General features: G+C 42.7%; 15 protein-coding genes. 8 read left to right on the forward strand and 7 right to left on the reverse strand.

Features of this window, described 5'->3' with window-relative positions; genetic code table 11:
- Positions 1–309: 309 nt before the first annotated feature.
- Both MWU78_RS07825 and MWU78_RS07830 read left to right on the forward strand, forming a co-directional pair.
- Positions 310–1449 carry a saccharopine dehydrogenase C-terminal domain-containing protein gene (locus tag MWU78_RS07825; RefSeq protein WP_246996675.1) on the forward strand — a complete coding sequence of 380 codons (1140 nt, stop codon included), beginning with the start codon at positions 310–312 and terminating at the stop codon, positions 1447–1449.
- A 156-nt stretch (positions 1450–1605) separates the two neighbouring features.
- Positions 1606–4323, forward strand: a complete 2718-nt coding sequence (locus MWU78_RS07830) for a bifunctional YncE family protein/alkaline phosphatase family protein (RefSeq protein ID WP_246996677.1) — start codon at positions 1606–1608, stop codon at positions 4321–4323.
- A gap of 946 nt (positions 4324–5269) precedes the next feature.
- Here the strand turns inward: MWU78_RS07830 and MWU78_RS07835 are convergent.
- Positions 5270–7327, reverse strand: coding sequence for a TonB-dependent receptor (locus MWU78_RS07835; RefSeq protein WP_246996680.1), 2058 nt, complete (start codon positions 7325–7327; stop codon positions 5270–5272).
- Between the two features lie 387 nt (positions 7328–7714).
- Here MWU78_RS07835 and MWU78_RS07840 point away from each other — a divergent pair, with 387 nt between their 5' ends.
- The 4 genes from MWU78_RS07840 to MWU78_RS07855 are packed head-to-tail and all read left to right on the forward strand — an operon-like array spanning position 7715 to position 11201.
- On the forward strand, positions 7715–8413 hold the full coding sequence (locus MWU78_RS07840; protein WP_246996682.1) for an orotidine 5'-phosphate decarboxylase / HUMPS family protein: 699 nt from the start codon (positions 7715–7717) through the stop codon (positions 8411–8413).
- A 36-nt stretch (positions 8414–8449) separates the two neighbouring features.
- Positions 8450–9475 carry a zinc-binding dehydrogenase gene (locus MWU78_RS07845; RefSeq protein WP_246996684.1) on the forward strand — a complete coding sequence of 342 codons (1026 nt, stop codon included), beginning with the start codon at positions 8450–8452 and terminating at the stop codon, positions 9473–9475.
- A gap of 5 nt (positions 9476–9480) precedes the next feature.
- On the forward strand, positions 9481–10281 hold the full coding sequence (locus MWU78_RS07850) for an SDR family NAD(P)-dependent oxidoreductase (protein ID WP_246996686.1): 801 nt from the start codon (positions 9481–9483) through the stop codon (positions 10279–10281).
- Positions 10282–10307: 26 nt separating this feature from the next.
- Positions 10308–11201 carry a sugar phosphate isomerase/epimerase family protein gene (locus MWU78_RS07855; RefSeq protein ID WP_246996688.1) on the forward strand — a complete coding sequence of 298 codons (894 nt, stop codon included), beginning with the start codon at positions 10308–10310 and terminating at the stop codon, positions 11199–11201.
- A gap of 685 nt (positions 11202–11886) precedes the next feature.
- On the opposite strand, the gene MWU78_RS07860 is transcribed toward MWU78_RS07855, so the two are convergent.
- The 4 genes from MWU78_RS07860 to MWU78_RS07875 all read right to left on the reverse strand — a co-directional run bounded on the left by MWU78_RS07860 (position 11887) and on the right by MWU78_RS07875 (position 16277).
- Positions 11887–12591: a hypothetical protein gene (locus MWU78_RS07860; protein ID WP_246996690.1), complete on the reverse strand. Its 705-nt coding sequence runs from the start codon at positions 12589–12591 to the stop codon at positions 11887–11889.
- 77 nt (positions 12592–12668) lie between these two features.
- A complete protein-coding gene (ggt, locus tag MWU78_RS07865) occupies positions 12669–14357 on the reverse strand; it encodes a gamma-glutamyltransferase (protein ID WP_246996692.1) in 1689 nt (562 codons plus the stop codon).
- Between the two features lie 300 nt (positions 14358–14657).
- A complete protein-coding gene (locus MWU78_RS07870) occupies positions 14658–15470 on the reverse strand; it encodes a DUF5602 domain-containing protein (protein WP_246996694.1) in 813 nt (270 codons plus the stop codon).
- A gap of 201 nt (positions 15471–15671) precedes the next feature.
- A complete protein-coding gene (locus tag MWU78_RS07875) occupies positions 15672–16277 on the reverse strand; it encodes an acyl carrier protein phosphodiesterase (protein ID WP_246996696.1) in 606 nt (201 codons plus the stop codon).
- A gap of 95 nt (positions 16278–16372) precedes the next feature.
- Here MWU78_RS07875 and glmM point away from each other — a divergent pair, with 95 nt between their 5' ends.
- Together glmM and MWU78_RS07885 are read left to right on the forward strand one after the other, a co-directional pair.
- Positions 16373–17761, forward strand: a complete 1389-nt coding sequence (gene glmM / locus MWU78_RS07880; protein ID WP_246996698.1) for a phosphoglucosamine mutase — start codon at positions 16373–16375, stop codon at positions 17759–17761.
- Positions 17762–17820: 59 nt separating this feature from the next.
- Positions 17821–18609, forward strand: coding sequence for an endonuclease/exonuclease/phosphatase family protein (locus tag MWU78_RS07885; RefSeq protein WP_246996700.1), 789 nt, complete (start codon positions 17821–17823; stop codon positions 18607–18609).
- Here the strand turns inward: MWU78_RS07885 and MWU78_RS07890 are convergent.
- Together MWU78_RS07890 and MWU78_RS07895 are read right to left on the reverse strand one after the other, a co-directional pair.
- On the reverse strand, positions 18599–19594 hold the full coding sequence (locus MWU78_RS07890; protein WP_246996702.1) for a sterol desaturase family protein: 996 nt from the start codon (positions 19592–19594) through the stop codon (positions 18599–18601). The two genes, MWU78_RS07885 and MWU78_RS07890, sit on opposite strands and share 11 nt — an antisense overlap.
- 146 nt (positions 19595–19740) lie before the next feature.
- On the reverse strand, positions 19741–21663 hold the full coding sequence (locus MWU78_RS07895) for an OmpA family protein (RefSeq protein WP_246996704.1): 1923 nt from the start codon (positions 21661–21663) through the stop codon (positions 19741–19743).
- Positions 21664–21670 lie beyond the last annotated feature (7 nt).

Below are 21670 nucleotides of genomic sequence, written 5' to 3' on the forward strand. Positions count from 1 at the left end.
AATCATGCTCGAACACAGGTAAATAACACTATTCCGACTACGATTATTTTGCAATTCGGTAGATTACAATCTAATTTACGTCATTATTACCGCTTGAAAAATAAAATTTCTTGGGTCTCGAACTGACGATAGAGTCTAGAGTCTAGAGTCTAGACTCTAGGCTCTTACCTCTTAGCATCCCGCCAGTCCGTGTGAGCCTGCCCACCGGCAAGTAGGTAGTCCTACAAACGAAGATCGTATCCACAAGGAACAGCGTAAAATCCCAAGAAAAAACGCTATCTTTCTTATAACAATTTTAGGTGCCAAATTATGTCGTACAACATGGTTATTGCGGGTGCAGGGGGTATTGCCCAGGCCGTTGGATTGATACTTTCCGAATGGGGAACTGTGCCCTTAAAGATCTTTATTGGTAATCGTACGCTGCAAAAGGCAGAAAAAGTAGCCCGTTGGATCGGGGAGGGGACTACAAACCCATCGGTGGCAAAGGCATTTTGTCTTTCCGAAAGTGGCATGACGAAAGAAATGGAAGAAATTTTCACCCAGGGCGATGTGCTGCTCGATTGCCTTCCCGGAAGTCTGGCGCCCAAAATGGCAACCTACGCCAAAACCTTTGGACTTCATTACGTTAATCTCACCGAATATGTGGCGGAGACCAATGAAATAATGGAATTGGCCAAAAATGCCAAAACCGGATTTGTACTACAATCAGGTCTGGCACCAGGGTATATAGATATATTGGCCCATTACCTATATCAGGAATTTTGTAGAAAGCACAGTGTAGACAAAGTGGATAAACTGCAATTTAAGGTAGGGGCCTTAACGGACCATGCCGTGGCACCCCATTACTACGGATTTACCTGGAGCCCCGTTGGCGTTGCTACCGAATATATTAAGGATGCCGAAGCCCTGCGGGATTATAAAAAGGTATACCTGAAGTCGCTCTCTGAAAGGGCAAAAATCATTATAGATGGCAGGACCTATGAGGAAGACCTAACTTCCGGTGGGGCCGCCGATCTGCCCGATGCCCTATCGGCCAAGGTGCGCTATTTGGATTACAAGACCCTGAGGTATCCTGGGCATTACACCTGGGTAGAACAACAATTGGCCGGTTTAGCAAAAGGGGATGCAGCCATAAAGACGCTGCAGGAGAAAATGGAAACGGAAATCCCACATATAGAACAGGATCAAATAGTGTTGTATGCCGCAGTAGAGGGCAAGGACAGTCATGGTATTCTAAGAAGAAGCGAGGCTTCCAATTTAATATTACCGCAAAAAGTAGGGAAACACAGACTTAGGGCCATACAAACCACTACCGCAGCACCCATGGTACAGGCAGCTTTTATGCTGCTGGAGTCCAATCAAAAGGGGCTTATCCTGCAAAGTAAGATAGATCCGAAGCCATTTTTAAACGGAAATTTTGTGGTGCCCGTCTATGGCAATATTAAGTAGATGACCATTCTTTTTGGTCAGTAGAACAGAGCTTTCAAACTTTTACTTCAATTAAATTAATTTTAAATGAATGTTATCTGCTTTAACCTTTCAGCAAAAATGCGTAATATTATTTTTTATTTTAAAAACGTCTGTCCATCATTTAATTCCAACCCAATGAATAGGTTATTTGCAATCCTTCTAGTTTTAGTTTTTATTTCCTGTAATTCACGCCAAAAAAGCATTTCCATTTTACAGGTGCCGGGTAAAGACCAGTACAGTATTATTGATGAAAATGGGATATCTATCCTGGCCAGTGGGAGGTATGTAACTCCGGTAGGCGATAAATTGCGGATAACACATGATCCCTTTGGGATGGCAGTATCTCCGGACGGGAGCAAGGCGGTTACCCTGCACGATGGGGTTTTTACGGTAATAGACGTAACCTCCTTGGAGTCGGTCAGGATTCCCAGTTATGATGGCACTATTCCTTCACCCTTGGCAAAAGGGTCTTTTTTGGGGGTCGAATTTGCACAGGATTCCAAAACGGTTTATTTGAGTGGGGGAGATACCGGAGCGGTCATTCAATATGATGTGGAGAACCTTTCCAAATTGGATTCCATCTCTTTAAATGGTATTGTTGATGGAAAGGATTATCAAGATAGTTTTACTTCGGATCTACGGATAAATGAAGCCCAGAACGAACTTTTGGTGCTAGATCGAGCAAACTTTAGAATGGTGCGTATCGATTTGGATACCAAAAAAATAAAGGGATCCGTTAATGTAGGCCGACAGCCTTTTGGCTTGGCGATCAGTCCAGATAATAAGCAGGCATTTGTGGCCAATGTTGGAGTGTATTCCTATCCCTTGATCGAAGGCGCCACTCCGGCCAATTACGATTCTCTAATGATTTCCCATCACCCCTATGGTGACAATACCAAAGAGTCTATTGAAGGTACCGTAGTGGAAGGGCGTAAAATCCCTGGCCTGGGGAGTCCATTGCACCCTGATGCCATGAGTGTTTTTACCATAGACCTCGATAATAATAAGGTAATCAAAAAATTTAAGACAGGGCACCAAATAGGACAGACGGTGGAAGATGCCGAAGTGGTTGGGGGAGCAAGCCCAAATTCCATTGCGGTAGGGAAGCAATTTGCCTATGTCACCAATGCCACCAATGACAATATTACGATCATTGATCACCAGAGCCAGGAAATTGTTGGTCATATTCCCATTAAGGTCGATGCCCGTATTGACAAATATCGTGGCCTATTGCCCTTCGGAATTACCATGAGCAAGGATGAAAAAACATTGTACGTAGCCCTGTTGGGATTCAATGCGGTGGCCGTAATAGATATTCCATCCCAAACCACAAAGGGACTTATTCCCAGTGGATGGGGGCCTACCAGGGTAGAACTGTCCAAAGATGAAAAGAATATTTACATCATTACCTGCAGAGGTCTTGGTGCTGGACCCAATGGGGGTAGCGATTTTGTGGAACCACCGCAGGGGGATTATATAGGCGATATTCAATTGGGAAGTTTCCAAAGGGTGCCTATGCCCACGGAGGAGAAGCTTGCCGAGTACACCAAAATATCTATAGACAATACCTTTAGGGAAAGCATCGTAACCGATGACGGTACCAATCCCTTACCACCCTTGCCAAAACTGCGTCAGAGTCCTATAAAACATGTGGTATATATTACTAAGGAGAACAGGACCTACGATGAGGTTTTTGGACAGTTAAAAGAAGGAAAGGGAGATAGTACCTTGGCCCGTTATGGTGTTAATAATACCTATACCTTGCCGGATTCTGTTCAGGCACAATTCCCAAACTTGAGAATTTCTCCCAACCACCACAAGGCGGCAAAGCAATTTGCCTATTCGGACAATTATTATTGTGATAGCGATGCTTCCGTTCATGGCCACCACTGGTTGGTGGGTGTTATTCCCAATGAGTGGGTAGAGGCAAACTCCAGCGTAAGTAAAACGGCAAAGATTTTTTCCGACGCTCCAGGACGTCGTCACCCGGGAACCATAGGAAGTGTAGACCCTGAGGACTATGCGGAGATAGGTGGACTTTGGGAGGCCTTGGATAGGGAAAAGGTTTCTTTCTACAATTTTGGACAGGCCAATGAAACGGCACACGTACGTGAGGATTGGTACGATACCAATACAGGGGCGGCGCATGGGGTGATGGTGCCCATGCAAAAAGCACTTTTTACAAGGACCAGCCACGACTATGCCGGTTATAATATGAATATTCCCGATCAATACCGTATGGATCAATTTGAAAGGGAGTTTACAGAGAAATGGATCGAAGGTGAGGAAGAAATGCCGCAATTAGTGACCATGATGCTACCCAATGATCATGGAGCAAGAGTCCGTCCGGAAGATGGATATCCTTATCCGCAATCCTTTATGGTAGATAATGACCTGGCGGTGGGTAGGGTACTACACTTTCTTTCCAGGACCAAATACTGGAAGAATATGTTGGTGATTATAACGGAGGATGATCCACAAGGTGGTGTAGATCACGTGGATGCGCATAGGTCTATACTCATGATGGCAGGCCCTTATGTAAAAAAGGGATATGTTTCCAACACCCATGCCAATTTTGGGGCTATTTTAAAGACGATGTACAACATATTGAATGTTCCCTATGTAAATCAGTTTGATGTTACGGCCTCCTTGCTTCAGGATTTCTTCACTTCGGAGCCTGACTTCACACCCTATACCTTAGAGCGCCATGATGACCGAATCTACAATGCCGAACTTTCCATGAAGAAGTACAATAAAACCATAGATTGGCGCAAAATAGAACAAGGCCCTCCAATGGATGACGAGGACGATGCAAGGGTAAATCATTATGAGAACAAGGCGGATGAGGAGTAGGGGATAACAGTAATTAGTGAGCAGTGATCAGTGGGCAGTGATCTTCAGCCAAAAGGCCTTAGGCAATAGCCAATAGTTGGTTTGTTCAGTATAATTGACTAGGGGTCACTTCGAGCTTGCCTGCCGATAGGCAGGCCTGCCCAGTAGTCATTGCGAGCGAAGCGTGGCAATCTGATTATTCCATGATGAGATTGCTTCGTCGAAAGCACTCCTCGCAATGACGGATCCTTTGAATGAATACTAAATCTAGCAATAAAACTCCTAAAAAGGACCTACCCAATTCCCCTCTTGAGAGGGGTTAGGGGTGTGTTTTTGAAGAGGGAGACTGTCTACCCATTACCTCATACATTATCCCATTCATGTGGCTTAGGCCTTCGATCCCTTCCGTTTCCTCCGCTGCTGGCGGAGAATCCACCTTGTCCTCCCGCGGAAAACGCGGGACAGGCTTAACCAAGGGAAGGAGCAATTTTGTCGGTCATTGCGAGCCAGCTTTAATTACTAGCCCTAACATTTTCACAGAATGCACAAATTGGGATGACGTTGAAATAATTAGGTTATCGGGGTAGAACTCCTTTTGAGCACAATAGCTAACGGCTCCACTCTTGGAACGAAGTGGGGAATGAATTTCCACGCCATCAGCGGGGGAAGTCCCGATAACTATCGGGAGGGGAGCCTGCCTGCCGACCTTTAGATTTCCTTGGAGGGGGAATAATTGTTGTACACAATACCTTATTGGCACCTGACTAATTCCCCTCTTGGGAGGAGCCTGCCCCGTCTTTTGGCAGGGGTTAGGGGTGGGTTTTAACCATTACCCTATCAAATGTTCTTATTCTTAGGCCAGGGATTTCTGAACCCTCTGCCTTCGCTTGTGGCGAAGCCACCTCCCTTCATCTGAAGGAAGGAGCTTTTCTTATTCCGTTCTTGATTTAAAACTCAAAAATCACCATTACAACCTCGCAGAAACTGAAACCACTCCAGACCTGCCATAACCATTAACGCCAGAGCCATGGTATCTATAATCTTCATTAAAAATATTCTGCAGTCCAAGATCAATCGTCACATAACTAAAGGTGTAACTAGTATGTAAATTAAGGACGTTCCAACCAGGGGTGCCCCCAAGCGGGATTCTATTATCGTCCAAATCCCCGGAAGCCAAACGGTCCTGCTTGCCAGCTATCAGCCAATCTACATTAAAAGCCCAGTTCTTTACACCATATTCGGTGGCAAGTCGGCCAAAAAGGGGAGGGATGCGGCGTGCCGGTTCGTCGCTGGTTTTGTTCTGTCCATAGGTATAGGTCAGGTTTCCAGAAAATTTCCAAGTAGGATTCAATGTTAAATCCCAAGCCATTTCAGCACCTTGGACAAAGCCGCGTTCCACATTTTTCTTCTGATAAACGGGATAACCTTCAATGCTATCTCCCTCAATTCTATGGCGTACTATTAAGTCGTTTAATTCATTGCGATAAAGAAACACCTCGGCTTTTAGGAGGCGATTTCGAAATTTATATCCCACTTGATATTGTAGCGAATGCTCTGGTTTGAGGTCGAAATTTGGTGTTTCGTATCGGAAATCGACAATTCCCAGGGAACCAAGGTCGTTAATATTTGGAGCCCTAAACCCGGTATTGATGGAGGCAAAGATATTTGAGGATTGGTTTAAACTCCGTTGAACAGCTAAATTACCCACTAGGGCCGAAGGGGTCAATTTAGTGGTGCCCAGGGCAGAATCGGTAACTTTATTGATGAATGTGTTAAAGCGCCCTCCAGCTGTAATTTCCCATTGCTGTAAACTTAGGGTATGCATGCTGAAGGCGGCAATACTGGTCATTGTAGCCCCATCCGGATATAATCCTCGGCCGACAGTTTCGGTATTGGTGGATAGGTCTTTGTCCGTGCGACTACTTTTTACCTTGTCGCTATATACCTCAACGCCACTATTTGCCGACCATATTTCTCCAGAGCTCGTCCTAGTTTCGGCAGAAAATCCAAAGGTACGGACCTTATCGTTTTCGGTACGTTCTAGGGAAGAGCCATTTTTTTGTAATATCCTGCCTTCCTCATTTTGCTGAAAGGAGGCGGTAACCAGGGCCGATTTAAAGATGCTATTATTTAGATCTTGATGGAGTCGGGCATAGGCCAATTCCCGTTTTTGTGGGTCCATCCTATTAATGGCGTAGTCTTCCAAAGCTACCTTGTGGTAAACTGGCACATCTCTTTGATGCACTCTTTGGTAGACCGTGGTAAGATTGGATCGGTCATTAAGTAGTATTTTGCCCTTGAGGTCAAAATTCAGTTCCCGATATCCCGTAGGGCTTTGTTGTCCTGTAGTATCGCCACCTACAAGGTCCCCGAAATTTCGCCAGGTGGCATTTGCCCTAAAGGCCATTCGTTTATCACTGTACTTTAATGCTCCATTAACTGTCTGTTCCATACCTTGGGTTACAAGTCTGGTGAAAAGGTCTGTACCCCACAATGGTTTTGGGGCCAACTTCAACTCTCGACTCAAGGCCTGAATGGTTCCCCCGATAGCATCGGAGCCATATTGAACAGAACCACTTCCGCGCAAGACCTCCATTTTTCCAACGCTAAAAACATCTATGGTATTAAAATATTGATTTGGTCCCGATCTTACGGTGGCATTATTGAGTCGGATGCCATCATATAATAGTAAGGTCTGGTTCCCGGTCAACCCTCGTACAAACGGTGATCCCCCACCGTGATTGGTCTTTTGAACAAATACTCCGGGAGATAGGAGAAGGGCTTCGGGAGCGGTACGCAACTGAAATCTTTGAATGGTGTTGTTATGTACCACTTCTATGGCTTCAGGAGTTTTATTCTGAAATGTTCCAAACCTATTTGCTGTAATTACCACTTCATCCAAACTATGTGGCGCCACCGTATCCCTTGTGGACGAGGTATTGTCCTGGCCAAATGACAAAGCAATAGAAAAACAAAAGACGAAGGCGAACGGTAAATTTAAAGGTCGATTATTGGAAAATGTCATTTTATGGGTATTCAGTAATTAAGGTATAGGAATCTTATGCTTAAAGGTGTATTGATCGATGGATTGAAATTAAATCGGTATTAATTAAAATTCAAATGCAATAATAATAGTTCTTCCGAGAATAAAAAAGTCAATATTTTGGATTGATGTCCGGTGGGTATGTTTAGTATTGCTTGGGGCAATCGAGGTGTTGAAAAATCTGAAAAGGGTAATATTGGATTTATAATTGATAAATTTTATGTATTGTGATCCTTTATCTTTGGATTGTTGCTGTAGCCCAAAAAAACCAATGTATTCTTAAAGCTTTTATTGGTATTTTAAATTGAAAAAGGATTACAGTAGATCATAGAATACACCATAATCAATTAAAAAAATTCTAGACCAATTATGAAACCAATTGTACAAATTTCCCTTGACCTTACCAATATTGACGAAGCCTTGGAAACCGCCGCCATGGCGTTGCGCGCGGGTGTGGATTGGCTGGAAGCTGGGACGCCTCTTATATTGGCTGAAGGTTTGCACGGAGTTCGCAAATTAAGGGAAGCTTTTCCCAATATACCTATAGTCGCCGATCTTAAAACCATGGACGGAGGATATCTGGAGGCAGAGATGATGGCAAAGGCAGGTGCTACCCATGTGGTGGTAATGGCCAGGGCCCATGCCGAAACCATAAAGGTAGTGGTAAAGGCTGGGAAGGATTACGGGGTAAAGGTAATGGGCGATAATTTAGGATGTCCGGATATGGTGGAAGGGGCCAAATGGCTGGAAGACCTTGGATGTGATTATATTATTCACCACATTGGTTATGACGAACGTCGTGGAATTGCAGCACAAGGTTTAAAAATGCCGAGTCCAATGGATCAATTGCGTGAGGTGGTCAATGCCGTAAAAGTACCGGTACAGGCCGTAGGGGGACTTACCTTGGAACAGGCTATACGATGTCCGGAATATGGGGCGCCCATGGTTGTTCTTGGAGCTCCATTGACGATAGATGCCGATTCTTTTAAAACAGCCGATGGCGACCTGGAAAGTTCGTTGCGACTTATTTGTGAAAAGATCCATGCTTACGGGGAAGTCACACGCTAATAAACACTAATTATAAAAAATAAAAGAGTTATATAGATGAATTCAATAGGAGTAGTAAATTTTTCTTCCAAGCCAGGAAGTGTAGAAATTAGGGAAATAGAAAAACCAACCATTGGGGAAGATGATGTGCTTTTGGAAGTGGCCAATGTTGGGGTATGTGGTAGCGATCTACATCAATGGACTGCCGATCATAGTTGGCATGTAAATTATCCCGTAGTACTTGGTCACGAGTTTGGAGGGCATATAGTAGCATTGGGAAATAGAGTAAGCGGATGGAAGGAAGGCGATAGGGTAGTAAGTGAAACCGCTGCCGTAATTGATCCCAATAGCCCACTTACAAGACAAGGCCTATACAATCTTGATCCCACTAGGAAAGGTTTTGGCTATGGTGTAAATGGAGCCATGACACGTTTTGTTAAGGTGCCTGCCAGATGTCTGCATAAGGTACCGGAAAACCTGCCTTTTGAACAAGCCTGTTTAACAGAGCCCTGTTCGGTGGCTTACAGTGCCGTTGTAGTAAATTCCAAAATTAAACCAGGGGATAGGGTCATAGTATTAGGGCCCGGGACCATTGGTATCCTCTGTGCCGCCATGGCGCGTTTATGTGGTGCCGATGTGGCCATTGTTGGATTGGAAGCGGATAGGGAAAGATTGAACATTGCCAAACAATATGGATGTGAGGGCATTGTAGGCGATGCAAGCGCCTGGGCCAATAAGCAGGACGGTTTGGGTGCGGATTGTGTTATAGATGCCGCTGGGGCAAGTGCTACCTTAAAAATAGCCTTGGAACTTGTGCGTCCCAATGGACATATTACCAAAGTAGGGTGGGGCCCACAACCCTTGAACTTCTCCTTAGATCCCTTAGTGCAAAAGAATGTTACCCTTCAAGGTAGCTTTAGCCATAATTATCCGATTTGGGAAAAAGTGCTTTCTCTTTTGGCTTCCGGAACCTTAAATGTAAAACCGATCATTGGTGGGGTTTGGGAATTAAAGGATTGGCATGAGGCGTTTGAACAAATGCACTCGGGCAAGGTGGTGAAAAGTGTTTTGAAACCAAATTAAAACGGATGCGTTTAAAGGATAAAGTAGTATTAATAACAGGTGGATATACCGGTATAGGCAAGGCCATAGCCACCCGTTGTGTTCAGGAAGGGGCGAAAGTAGTCGTCAACGGATTGGAAGAGGAGCTAGGCTTGGCACTGGTTAAGGAATTGGGGGCTGATAACGCAGTTCACATTACCATGGATATTACGGAGGAAAGTGCTCCGCAGTTACTGGTAAAAAAGGCCTTATCCAAATTTGGGCAGTTAAATGCCATAGTGAATAACGCTGCATATATAGCGTCTTCCAATATAGAGAGCACCGAAGTACCTTTTATTAAAAGAATGCTGGCCGTTAATTCCATTGCTCCCCTAATGATCATTCAGGCAGCATTGCCTCATTTATCCTCGGTTCGCGGTTGTGTCCTTAATATTGGATCAATCAACGCCTGGGGCGGGGAACCGGATTTGCTGGCCTATAGCATGTCTAAAGGTGCATTGATGACCTTGACAAGAAATTTGGGCGACAGTCTGTTTCGAGAAAATGGGGTACGCGTAAATCAGATCAATCCAGGTTGGGTACTTACGGAAAAAGAAATTTTGAATAAGAAAGAACAGGGGATGAAAGCGGACTGGTACAAGGACATACCTGATATTTTTGCTCCTGCCCAAAGGATTTTTGCCCCCGAAGAAATAGCAGCAGCCTGCCTATATTGGCTTTCCGATGAATGCGGGCCTGTTAGTTCGCAAGTGATGGACTTGGAACAGTTTCCCATGATAGGACGCAACCTCCCAAAGAACTGGGAAGGTTCCCACAAAAAGAAATAATTTAATAACAATAAAAGAATAAAGATTTGCCACAATTAGCAGTATTTCCCAAAGCATTTATGCATGAACTTTGTAAGGATGGAACCATGAAGGTTTCCGAATGGATCGACCTGGCCGTTGAGCTAGAGGTGGACGGATTGGAATGGTATGCCGGATTTTTAGAAATGAGTGATAAGGCCAATTGGCCCGTTTTTAGGGAGCAGGTAGAACGTCATGGAAAAACAATACCCATGCTTTGCTGTTCCCCGGATTTTACACATCCTGATGCCTCTTTCCGGGAAAATGAAATTAAAAAACAAAAAGGGTGGATAGAAATGACCCATGCCTTAGGGGGTTCCTATTGTAGGGTATTGTCAGGACAGCGTCGTCCTGAATTAACCATGGAGGAAGGAATTGGCTTTGCGGCCGATTGTATAAAACAATGTCTTCCCCTTGCTGAAAAATTGGGGGTTACCTTAATTTTGGAAAACCACTATAAGGACGATTTTTGGGAGTATCCCGAGTTTGCACAACAAATGGACATTTTTTGCAAACTGGTAGATCGGATCCACCATCCCAATTTTGGGGTAAATTACGATCCCAGCAACACATTTTTGGCCGGGGAGGATCCCTTGGAACTCCTTTACCGTGTGTCCGATCGTGTTGTGACCATGCATGCCAGTGACCGCTATCTGAAAGAAGGAACAATAGAAGATCTGAGAAAGGAAGAAGGCGGTGCAATGGGGTATGCCAAAAGACTTAGCCATGGAGAAATAGGAAAGGGCCTAAACGATTATGATGCCATTTTTAAGGAACTGAAAAGAGTTGGTTTTGACGGATGGATCAGTATAGAAGACGGCGTGGACGGTATGGACCAATTGGAACGCAGTGTAGCCTTCCTAAGAAAAAAAGTAAAGGAATATTGGCCCGATTTTAAATAGGGAATAGATATAGCCTAAAAAGCTAAAAGTCACCAATAAGATTTGTAAAGGTCTATTGGTGACTTTTTGGTTTGGGTAAAGGGATCTATAGGAGGTAAACCTGCAATGACGGAATAGCCAAAAGGAAAAAGGCAGAGTTTACAGAAAAAAGAGTAAAGAATAAAGAGACCGATCAGAGTCGATAACATTTGAATTTCTATGTTCTAGGCTCTACATTCTATCGTCAGTGTGCCCCCTTCTCGATACAATCCTCCTTCGTCGGATCACCCGCCTAACGGCGAGGCAGGCCTTCCTGTACGGTAGGTAAACTTGAAGTGACGAAACATGAAAAGCTCCTTCCCTTAACCAAGGGAAGGTGGATTCTTCGCTGACAGCGGAGAAGACGGAAGGGATGGAAAGCCCAAGCCGAGGGGTATGGATAAGTTGCGAGGTTTGAAACACACCCCCTGCCTGCGGCTGGCAGGCTAACCTCCCGCGGAAATCGCGGGACTGGCTCTCCCAAGAGGGGAATTTGTTGGTTGCCAAAAACCTAGACTCTAGGTTCTAGATTCTCAATACTAATCACTCAATACTATTTTACTTCTTACGTTAACATTGCTTATTGTTCACTGTGGTAATCCACTATTGACTATTGCCTAATGGCTTATGACTGAAGAGTACTGTTTACTGAAAACTGTTCACTGCATCACTTATACCCCCTTACATCCCCAATATCCAAAGTAATAGGACCAATACTGTGTTTACTGGGCAAAAATGCGCCGCTTTCCGTTACTTGCCATTCGTCCCAACTGGCTTCAATACCACCAATAGGGATAATACTCACCCACATCTTAAAACTGATGGGGAAACCATTAGGTTGTAATATCCACAAATAGGAATCGCCTGGAGTGCTCCCGCCCGAAGTATAGGTTACCAACAGTCCTTGGCTACCGTCTTCCAAGAGTACAATACTCCTTTCTGTGCCGGGGTCAAAAATTTTAAATGGGGCAACCAGCCAAAAAGAGTCATTGTTAAAAAAGGAGATGGCTTTTTTAATAAGCTTCTGTTTTTCTGCACCACTAATATCAATTTTATCTTTCGAAACTGAACTTTTGGCGGATTCTTTTAAATCGAGATGTACTTGATAATCGCTCCAAGAAATTTTTACGGTATTGGCTCCCTTATCCCAAAGATAATGGTGTTTTCCATTGGCAAAGGTCCATTCCAGGAAACGGGTTTCCCTATAGGCATCATAATTGAGGGCAGCCAACATTTTCAGGGCCAAAGAATCCGCCTTATCGCCACTTATACCTTGGGGTCTAGCTTCATTGTATATGGCAAAGAAAATGCCGCCACAGATGAACAAGAGCACGAATATTCCAAGTAGTATTTTACCTAATTTTTTCAGCACCTTTTATCTTTATTTTGGATGGATAGTCTATGTATTGATTGCGATATATGGGTAAAATAAGCTTATTACATTTTATATTAAAATCCAACTGCGGTATCATCCCCGCGTTTATCGGCGCCCCCCTCCAGTTTTCCGTTGGGCAAAACCTTAATGGCATCTACCTTACCTATAACCGGGGTATTTTCTTCATTGATATTATATCCTTTTTTCTTTAAGTCGGTCATTAAACTGCTTGGGAATCCGTCCGGTTCAAAAATGATGGCATCCGGTAGCCATTGATGGTGGAAGCGGGGCGCGTTAACTGCGTCTTGCATACTCATATTAAATTCGTAGCAATTAAGAATCGTCTGTGCTACAGCTGTGATAATCGTGGAACCGCCTGGAGAGCCAACCACCATCCATAGTTTTCCATCCTTTTCTACAATGGTAGGTGTCATACTGCTTAACATGCGCTTTTCTGCAGCTATGCTATTGGCCTCTGCACCCACAAGTCCGAACATATTGGGAACCCCTGGTTTGGCGCTAAAATCATCCATTTCATTGTTGAGGAAGAAACCGAGTTCATCCGAGTACAGTTTGGAACCAAAGCCACCGTTAATAGTCGTTGTGGCCGCAATGGCATTCCCATAAGAATCCACAATAGAGTAGTGGGTGGTTTGATCACTTTCTACAATCTGAACGGCTCCACGGGATACATCCGAGGATTTGGTAGCCTTATCAAAAGAGAAATTTTGCATTCTTTCTTTAAGATATTGATCTGACAGGAGCTCATTTAGAGGAATTTCCACATAATCCGGGTCGCCAAGAAAATAATTTCTATCGGCATAGGCCCTGCGGGCCGCCTCGGTAAATAATTGAATGGATTTAACAGAATTGTGCCCAAAGGACGATACGTCATAGGGTTCCATCATCTTAAAAATTTGATTGATCGTAAACCCGCCGCTGCTGGGGGGACTCATGGATATAATTTTAAGGTCCCTATAGTTAAAAGTAATTGGGGACCTCCATTTGGCCTCATATTTTTCAAGGTCCTCCATAGTGACATAACCTCCCTTGGCCTGGATAAAACTAGTTAATTTTTCAGCTACTTCCCCCTTGTAAAATCCGTCTTTACCCTGTTCTGAAATTTTCTGAAGCGTTTTGGCCAATGCTGGGTATTTTATGGAATCCCCCTTTTTATATACCGTTGCAAAAAAAGTAGTGTCGCTATTTACTTTAATAAAAATGTCACGATAGTCATCCAATCGCTTGGCTTGTTTTTCGGTTACCATAACGCCCTTTTCGGCCAATCGTATTACTGGTGCCAGTATTTCTTTAAGTGGTAGGGAACCAAATTTTTCGTGTACGGCCATAACACCTGCTACAGTGCCAGGAACTCCTACAGCGGTTGCTCCCAAGGTACTTTTGTCCGGGATTACATTGCCCAAGGAATCCAGATACATATCAGCGTGTGCAGCCAATGGCGCTTTTTCGCGATAGTCCAAGCCTCCTATTTCCCCATTGGCCATTCGGTATACCATAAATCCCCCGCCACCAATATTCCCGGCATAGGGATAGGCTACGGCAAGTGCCAATTCCGTGGCGACCATGGCATCGAAGACGTTACCCCCTTTTTGAATGATATCCGATCCAATTTTGGAAGCTTCTACTCGGGCAGAAACTACCATAGCCTTTTCGGTAACCAATCCCGTGGCTATGGGAGGGGCTGTATTCTTGCAATTGATGAATAGGATTATTCCAAATAGGAAACCAAAGATGCGGATCATAGACTATTATTTTTCCAAAAAGATAGTCATATTCCAAGAAACTATAAATATTATGATATAATTGAAAAGATATTTATCGATAATGATTTATCCATTGGAAAATTCGGACAATAATATAATTAATTTACTAGGGGATTGCTAAAATAAGAATAGGTCAAAGGCGTCCAGGTAATTGACCGCCTTGTCAGTGGCATACAGCCCATCTTCTTTTCTTGGGCGACTGCAACAGAAAATAAGTATAGGTAACTGAAAAAGTTGCAAAGAAAAAGGGTTGTCAAAAAACAACCCTTTTTAAAGTGCCTATTCGGCTTCCCGATGAACGAATTCGCTTAAAGAGATAATTTGCTTTTGATCTTTTGGATTTCGATAAACATTATAGACCGTTGGATAATAGGAGGTTTTTGCAAATTTTGCAGGTTGTGAATAAGCTTCAGTGAAAGGAACCCCGCTATCTATATATGCCACTGTATTCATAGGTTCCACAAAGGTTACCTCCCCGTCATAAGATCCATACAGCAGTATATTGGAAAATGGGGGAACAAAGCTCGTTGGGATCCAATGGGTACCCATCATAGGCACTGCCGTACCACCATCTGGCGGAGTTTCATAATCAACAGGTAGGTAGCCTGGTGGCGGATAATTGTCAAACAGGGGTTTTGCTTCGAGGTATGTCGGGATTGCCTCCCGTGCGGCCACTGAAGTCAAATAAAAGTGTACATCAAAATGAGGCGCTGTAAACACCCCTTCGGGTTCATGTCCGTGTGGATTCCAATCAAAAAAGATATGATCAAATGGGGTGTTTTCTTTTGCTTTCTTGTGAAGTGGCAGTACCAATTGTACAGGATCATCACCTTCAGGCAATTGGTTTAGTAAGTTTTTGGACATTTCCACGCCCAATTCTTCTGGAGTGCCATCTTTTGCAAGCCTTAACCATGACCGCACATGGCCTTTCCCCAAGGAAATTTGGGGGCCATAGAAAGTGTTCGATTTTAAAAGGGCCTTACCCTTGACGGGTTCCAGAGTATCCTCGATTGTGGACTCCGGACTACAGCCCAGAAGTGTTAGGAGAAAGATCAATCCCACTCCTATGTAGTGCAAATGTTTAAATCCCATAGTTATTGTTTTTTAGTTAAAGTTTTAAATAAAAACGCACACCAATGTTTACACAATGTTAAGAGGACTAACTGTGAGGGGAAATGAATTTAAAGGGAACTTATAAGTATTTGGGGAAGTATTCCCAAAATTGGGAAAGGTGATTAAAGGTACTTATTTATTGTAATTTAATACCTTATTAGGGTGATAAAAATATTGTTTTTACTTGACAATGAATGGGTTGGAATTCTCAATTTCAATGTTTTTGACATAAGTGATCAAATCATCGAAGAATAAACCGAACTCTTCTTCAAATACCGAATAATGTTCCTCCAGATCCAATATGGCGAAATTCATTTTGGATTTATTTTTGGTTCTTCTGTTTATACCATGCAGAACTCTCGAAATCCCTTCCATTTTGGAATAATTGTAGATCCAATTATCCGATATCATATAAGGCATCATACGTTTAACACCCAAGGGTAGTATTTCGTAATTTTCATCCAATAATTGATAAAAATCATTCACGTAATGTTTTAAGGGCACCTCAGAATACGCTTTCCAATTTTTGGCCAGAAAATGATCGTAAAAAATATCTACGATCACCCCACTGTAATGACTATAATTCTCGTGTAATCGTTTGGTGCTCTGCCTTACCGTAGGATGTGAATCCGTATACGTGTCTATGGCCCGGTGCAAAAGTATTCCAGTTTGTACCCTTTCTGGGAGGTAATGATATTTATTGCCCCTAATACTGTCTGCTATAAAATTCCCGATAGTAAGTTCATTGTCCCCAAAGGAGAGGTAAATATGTGCTAAAAAATTCATTGACCTCGGTTGAAGTTTATTAAGTTCGAATTTACAACTTAGCAACGTAGGATTTAAACCTAACCTTTTATATTTGTAAAAATTTATAAATAATTATGACTTTAATAAAATCTATTTCCGGAATACGAGGTACCATTGGAGGTAAGCCAGGAGACAATCTCACTCCTATTGATGCAGTGAAATTTGCGGCCGCCTACGGTGTTTGGTTAAAAGAATACTCTAAAAAGGAAAAATTAACCGTTGTCATTGGCCGCGATGCACGTATTTCCGGAGAAATGATCCAGAATTTGGTAGTATCCACCCTTGTAGGATTGGGAATAGACGTAATTGATCTAAACCTATCTACCACACCCACAGTAGAAATTGCAGTTCCATTGGAAAAGGCAGATGGAGGTATTATTCTTACGGCAAGTCATAACCCGAAACAATGGAACGCCCTAAAGCTTCTAAACGAAAAAGGCGAGTTCCTGGATGCTGCCCAAGGAGCTAAAATATTGGAAATAGCCGAAAAAGAGGCGTTCAACTTCTCTGAAGTGGACCATTTAGGGAGCATAACTAAAAATGATTCTTATATAGATATCCATATAGATGAGGTCTTGGATCTATCCTTGGTAGATGCCGATGTTATTAGAGCAGCCAAATTTAAGGTAGTGGTAGACGGTGTTAACTCTACTGGAGGCATCGCGATCCCAAAACTTTTAAAGGAATTGGGAGTAGAAGTAGTTGAGTTGTATTGTGACCCAACAGGGCATTTTCCCCATAACCCGGAACCGCTAAAGGAGCATTTGGGTGATATCTGCGAGTTGGTAGTTAAGGAAAAGGCAGACTTCGGAATAGTAGTAGACCCCGATGTGGATCGTTTGGCGTTTATCACCAATGAAGGTGAAATGTTCGGGGAAGAATATACTTTGGTCGCCTGCGCGGATTACGTGTTGGGAAAAACTAAGGGAAATACCGTTTCCAATCTATCCTCTTCCAGAGCTTTACGGGATATTTCCGAAAAACACGGAGGTACTTATGAGGCCGCAGCCGTGGGCGAGGTAAATGTAGTGACCAAAATGAAGGCCAATAAGGCCATTATTGGTGGCGAAGGCAATGGAGGTATTATTTACCCTGAAAGTCATTATGGTAGGGATTCCCTAGTGGGAACGGCCTTATTTTTAATGTTGATGGCAGAAAGGGGAGGTACGGTTAGTGAGCTAAGAGCTAGCTACCCAAGTTATTTTATGAGCAAAAAGAAGATAGAACTAACACCTGGTTTGGATGTAGATGGTATCCTCGAAGCTATGGCGGAGAAATATAAGGACGAAGAAATTTCTACCATTGATGGTGTAAAAATCGATTTTCCCGAGAATTGGGTGCACTTGCGCAAATCCAATACGGAGCCCATTATTCGAATCTACACAGAAGCTAAAAGTCAGGCCGAAGCGGATGGCTTGGCCGATCAAATTATTGGCGAGATAAAGGCGGTAGCCGGAATCTAAGATTATAGTTGCATGAGGGTCGGAGTACTTAAATCCGACCCTAATTTTTTATTTGATATATGAAATCGACGACCTTAAAATTATTTCTATTTACTTTATTGGCAGGGACTTCCTTTACTAGTCTTGCACAGGCCGATACCCTTAGGGTGATGAGTTTTAACATTCTCCATGGGGCTACCACCAAGAACGATTTTAACCTGGATACCCTTGCCGGAGTGATCAATTATTACCAACCGGATTTGGTGGCTTTACAGGAGGTCGACTTTAAGACGAAAAGGGCCAAAAACTATGATCTTCCCACCGAATTGGGCATTCGGACAAAAATGGCTTCGCTCTTTGCCCGCGCCATGTATTATGATGGAGGTGAATATGGTGAAGCGGTGTTATCAAAATTTACGTTTATTGGCAGTGAAAATTTGGGGCTGCCACACTTACCTAATTCGGAACCTCGGGCGGCTTTGGTAACCCGTGTCAAAACTAAAAAAGGGAATACCATTCAGTTTGTTGGTACCCATTTGGATCACTTGAAGGATGAGACCGATAAAGTTATGCAGGCCAAGGCCATCGTTAAAAGCCTGGGTGATACTGAATATCCCACTTTGTTGGTGGGCGATCTTAACGCTGTGCCAAATAGTAACCCAATCAATATTATTTCCGAAAAATTCTCAAAACCCAAACATCCCAATGCGTGGAAGGGTACTTTTCCAGCAACCGGTCCCAATATCTGCATTGACCATATTATGTACAATCAGCCCGAAAAATGGCAGGTGTTGGAATATGAGGTATTATGTGAGAATTATGCCAGTGATCACTGTATCGTGATTGCCACCCTGGTCTTTACTCCTTAGCCAGTTGTTGCTTTAGGTAGGCTCCACGTACCAACTTGGAGGTCTGGTGTTCGCCTGTATGGCTCCAACCCGGAGGCATTACAAAATAAAGGAGTTTATTTTTTATTCCGGGCGCTTTGGCGACATCTTTAAACAAGGCCACAAATTCGCCGAAATAAACATCCAAAAAGTTGCCGCTATCCATTTTGCGGGTAATCCCATATTCAATTTCAATATCATGTTGTTCATCTTGGTAGGTTCCAAAGACCTTGTCCCAGATATTCAGCAAATTACAGAAATTGGTATCCATGTACAACGGATTTCTGGCATGATGAACCCTATGGTGCGATGGCGTTAAAATAATTTTATTCAAAAATCCCATTCTGCCATCTTTCATCATATTTTCACCCACATGAATAAAGGCACCGTAGGTACCATCTATAAACATGATTAAAAACAACAAGACAGGTTCTACACCCAATAGAATACAGACAGTGGTTCTAATGGCATCCGCATAAGGGGCCTCTAGAAAAAAATGGGCGTGGGTTACGGATAGGTTCATTTGCTCGGGAGCGTGGTGGGTAGAGTGCAAACACCAAAAAAGTCGGACCTTATGACCCCAATAGTGGTATAAAAAGTGCCCAAATTCCCAAACGATGTACCCGTAAATAAACCAATACCAGGTCATCTTGGTCTGAAATGGGGCATGGGGTTGTAGCCATCCAATGATAAAAGTTACCATGGCTATGGCAATAAATCTGCCAATAAACCTATTGAAGATATAAATAAGGAAGTTTACCTTGTATACTTTGATGTTAGGTTTTTTGTATACCAGGCCAAGAATAAATTCCAGTATTAACAACAGGGGAATTAAAGGGTATATTAAAGAAACCACGCCGTCATAAGTGGAGAAAACGCTGTAATCACTTGCTTGCAATAATTCCAATGCCTGACTTATGCCCAAAAATCCAATGACCTCATCATATAGGGTGCCTATAATGTCCATAGTAAAACTATCTTAATATCATTAAGGTATTAATATAAAAATAAAAGGGCAATTTTACCACTAATTTAGACCAACACCCTTGTAGGACTGAGTTTTGTTACAATAAGGACAATAGGTAACACTGTTGCACTAAAACTTTTTGTTCATTATTTGCCTATAATTATGAAATCGCAACGTCTATTGTCCAAATGATCTTCATTGCTGCAGGGAACTCCGTTAGCACAATTATTGATCAAACGGGACTCGCCATAGCCGACTGCACTCTCAATTCTTGAGGGATCTATGCCCTTATAAATAAGATAATCCAGGGTAGATTTTGCCCTATTGTCAGAAAGTTGCAAATTAAATTCATCCGAGGCCCTAGAATCTGTATGCGCCTCTATCTTAATTTTTACAGATGGAAAGTCATTCATAAAGCTCACTATCTTATCCAGCTCTGCCGCTGCTTTATAGGTTATATTAAATCGGTTCAGATTAAAAAATATCGGGTTTACCCTAACTTTTTCTACCCCACCTTCGTTAACCACAAAACTTGAAAATGGAATTAATGTAGTGCTATTAAGGTCTTTAAAAAGGCCTGGTGAATCTGCATTGTTCACCGCCTTAATTTCTTGTTTGTATTCCAGCTTTAGAAAGGCGAAAATGTGATTGCTGCTAGGGGATAGCTCCACCTGAAAATTACCTTGCTCATCGGTGCTAGCTTCTGTAACCAACTGTTTGTTACTGTCGTATACTTTTACAGTAACCCCTGGAATGGGAGCTTTGGACATATCATCCAATATATTGCCCTTATATATCATCATTTCTGCCAATTTACTAAAGGAGTAAATATCATCGTCCCCTTTGCCATTGGCCCTGTTGGATGAAAAGTAGCCGGTGTTTATTGAATCGTTTATGATAAAAGCAAAATCATCCATATTGCTATTGATGGGCATTCCCATATTTTTTGGGATTCCATATTCATTTTTCGATTCAATTTCAGATTTAAAAATATCCAATCCGCCCAGGCCAAAATGACTGTCCGAAGCAAAATACAAGTATTGGCCGGCAACATAGGGAAACATTTCCCTTCCCGGTGTATTAACGGTAGGTCCAAGGTTGGTGGCAGGGCCCAACTTTCCGTCCTCATCAATATCTACATAGTAAATATCAGTTTCTCCAAAGCCTCCGTACATGTTGGCGACAAAGAATAATCGCTTCCCATCTTCAGTTAAGAATGGATGCCCGAAGGAGTATTTGGGATTATTGAATTTCAAGGAAACTGCATTCACAATGGAATCTCCTTCCACCTCTCCCCGTAAGATCTGCATATTGGAGAACCCCTTTGGGTTTACCTGTAAGTCGTTGCCCTTTAAATAATTTTGGGTAAAATAAACGGTTTTATAATCCGAAGAATAGGTCAGTGTCCCTTCGTGATAGGAAGATTGAATGTTCTGATGGAATTTTTCTACATCGCTAAGCTCCCCTGTAGTTTTGTTCCTATCGGCCACTAAAATGGAAAGATACGGTTGGTTGTTCCAAGAATACTCGGCATCTTCTGAAAACTCCGGTGCTCGACTGGAGGAAAATACTATATCATCTTTGTAGTACATTGGGGCAAAGTCGGAAAGGGGGGAGTTAATTTGGGAATTTGCAATGTTGTACGTGGGTTCTTCTACCATTAGGCTATCCAAATATTTTTCCTGCTCAAGGATGGTGCCTAGTTTTTGCTTATCATAGTTGTAATATTCCTTTATTAGAATATTGGCAACTGAATAATCCTCACAGGCTTTTAGGCTTTGTATGTATCTGATAAAGGTTACTTCATCCACTCTTTTCTCTTTCAGGGCATATAATTTTTCGTACCAAATTTTAGCATTGGTATAATCATTAATACTGAAATAGCTTTCTGCCAAGCGCTCTACAAACAGAGGTTTGGATTTTTTCTTCTTCGATTCCAGTTGCTGGTAAAGATTTATGGCCTCGGCAAAATTTAAGTTCTGAAAATACTCGTTCGCATCCGCTCTGGAATTCTGTCCCAAATGGATATTAAATATTAATAATGCGAATATGGATAGGATAATTTTCATAGGTCTT

The organism is Arenibacter sp. F26102 (assembly GCF_023015865.1).
In the GTDB taxonomy this organism is placed as follows: Bacteria; Bacteroidota; Bacteroidia; order Flavobacteriales; family Flavobacteriaceae; genus Arenibacter.

What these genes read in the sequence shown, in the direction of transcription:
- MWU78_RS07870 (WP_246996694.1), bottom strand. Translation starts at nt 15,470, where the DNA reads ATGGGATTTAAACATTTGCACTACATAGGAGTGGGATTGATCTTTCTC.
- MWU78_RS07830 (WP_246996677.1), top strand. Translation starts at nt 1,606, where the DNA reads ATGAATAGGTTATTTGCAATCCTTCTAGTTTTAGTTTTTATTTCCTGT.
- MWU78_RS07895 (WP_246996704.1), bottom strand. Translation starts at nt 21,663, where the DNA reads ATGAAAATTATCCTATCCATATTCGCATTATTAATATTTAATATCCAT.
- MWU78_RS07845 (WP_246996684.1), top strand. Translation starts at nt 8,450, where the DNA reads ATGAATTCAATAGGAGTAGTAAATTTTTCTTCCAAGCCAGGAAGTGTA.
- glmM (WP_246996698.1), top strand. Translation starts at nt 16,373, where the DNA reads ATGACTTTAATAAAATCTATTTCCGGAATACGAGGTACCATTGGAGGT.
- ggt (WP_246996692.1), bottom strand. Translation starts at nt 14,357, where the DNA reads ATGATCCGCATCTTTGGTTTCCTATTTGGAATAATCCTATTCATCAAT.
- MWU78_RS07890 (WP_246996702.1), bottom strand. Translation starts at nt 19,594, where the DNA reads ATGGACATTATAGGCACCCTATATGATGAGGTCATTGGATTTTTGGGC.
- MWU78_RS07840 (WP_246996682.1), top strand. Translation starts at nt 7,715, where the DNA reads ATGAAACCAATTGTACAAATTTCCCTTGACCTTACCAATATTGACGAA.
- MWU78_RS07885 (WP_246996700.1), top strand. Translation starts at nt 17,821, where the DNA reads ATGAAATCGACGACCTTAAAATTATTTCTATTTACTTTATTGGCAGGG.
- MWU78_RS07835 (WP_246996680.1), bottom strand. Translation starts at nt 7,327, where the DNA reads ATGACATTTTCCAATAATCGACCTTTAAATTTACCGTTCGCCTTCGTC.
- MWU78_RS07875 (WP_246996696.1), bottom strand. Translation starts at nt 16,277, where the DNA reads ATGAATTTTTTAGCACATATTTACCTCTCCTTTGGGGACAATGAACTT.
- MWU78_RS07850 (WP_246996686.1), top strand. Translation starts at nt 9,481, where the DNA reads ATGCGTTTAAAGGATAAAGTAGTATTAATAACAGGTGGATATACCGGT.
- MWU78_RS07825 (WP_246996675.1), top strand. Translation starts at nt 310, where the DNA reads ATGTCGTACAACATGGTTATTGCGGGTGCAGGGGGTATTGCCCAGGCC.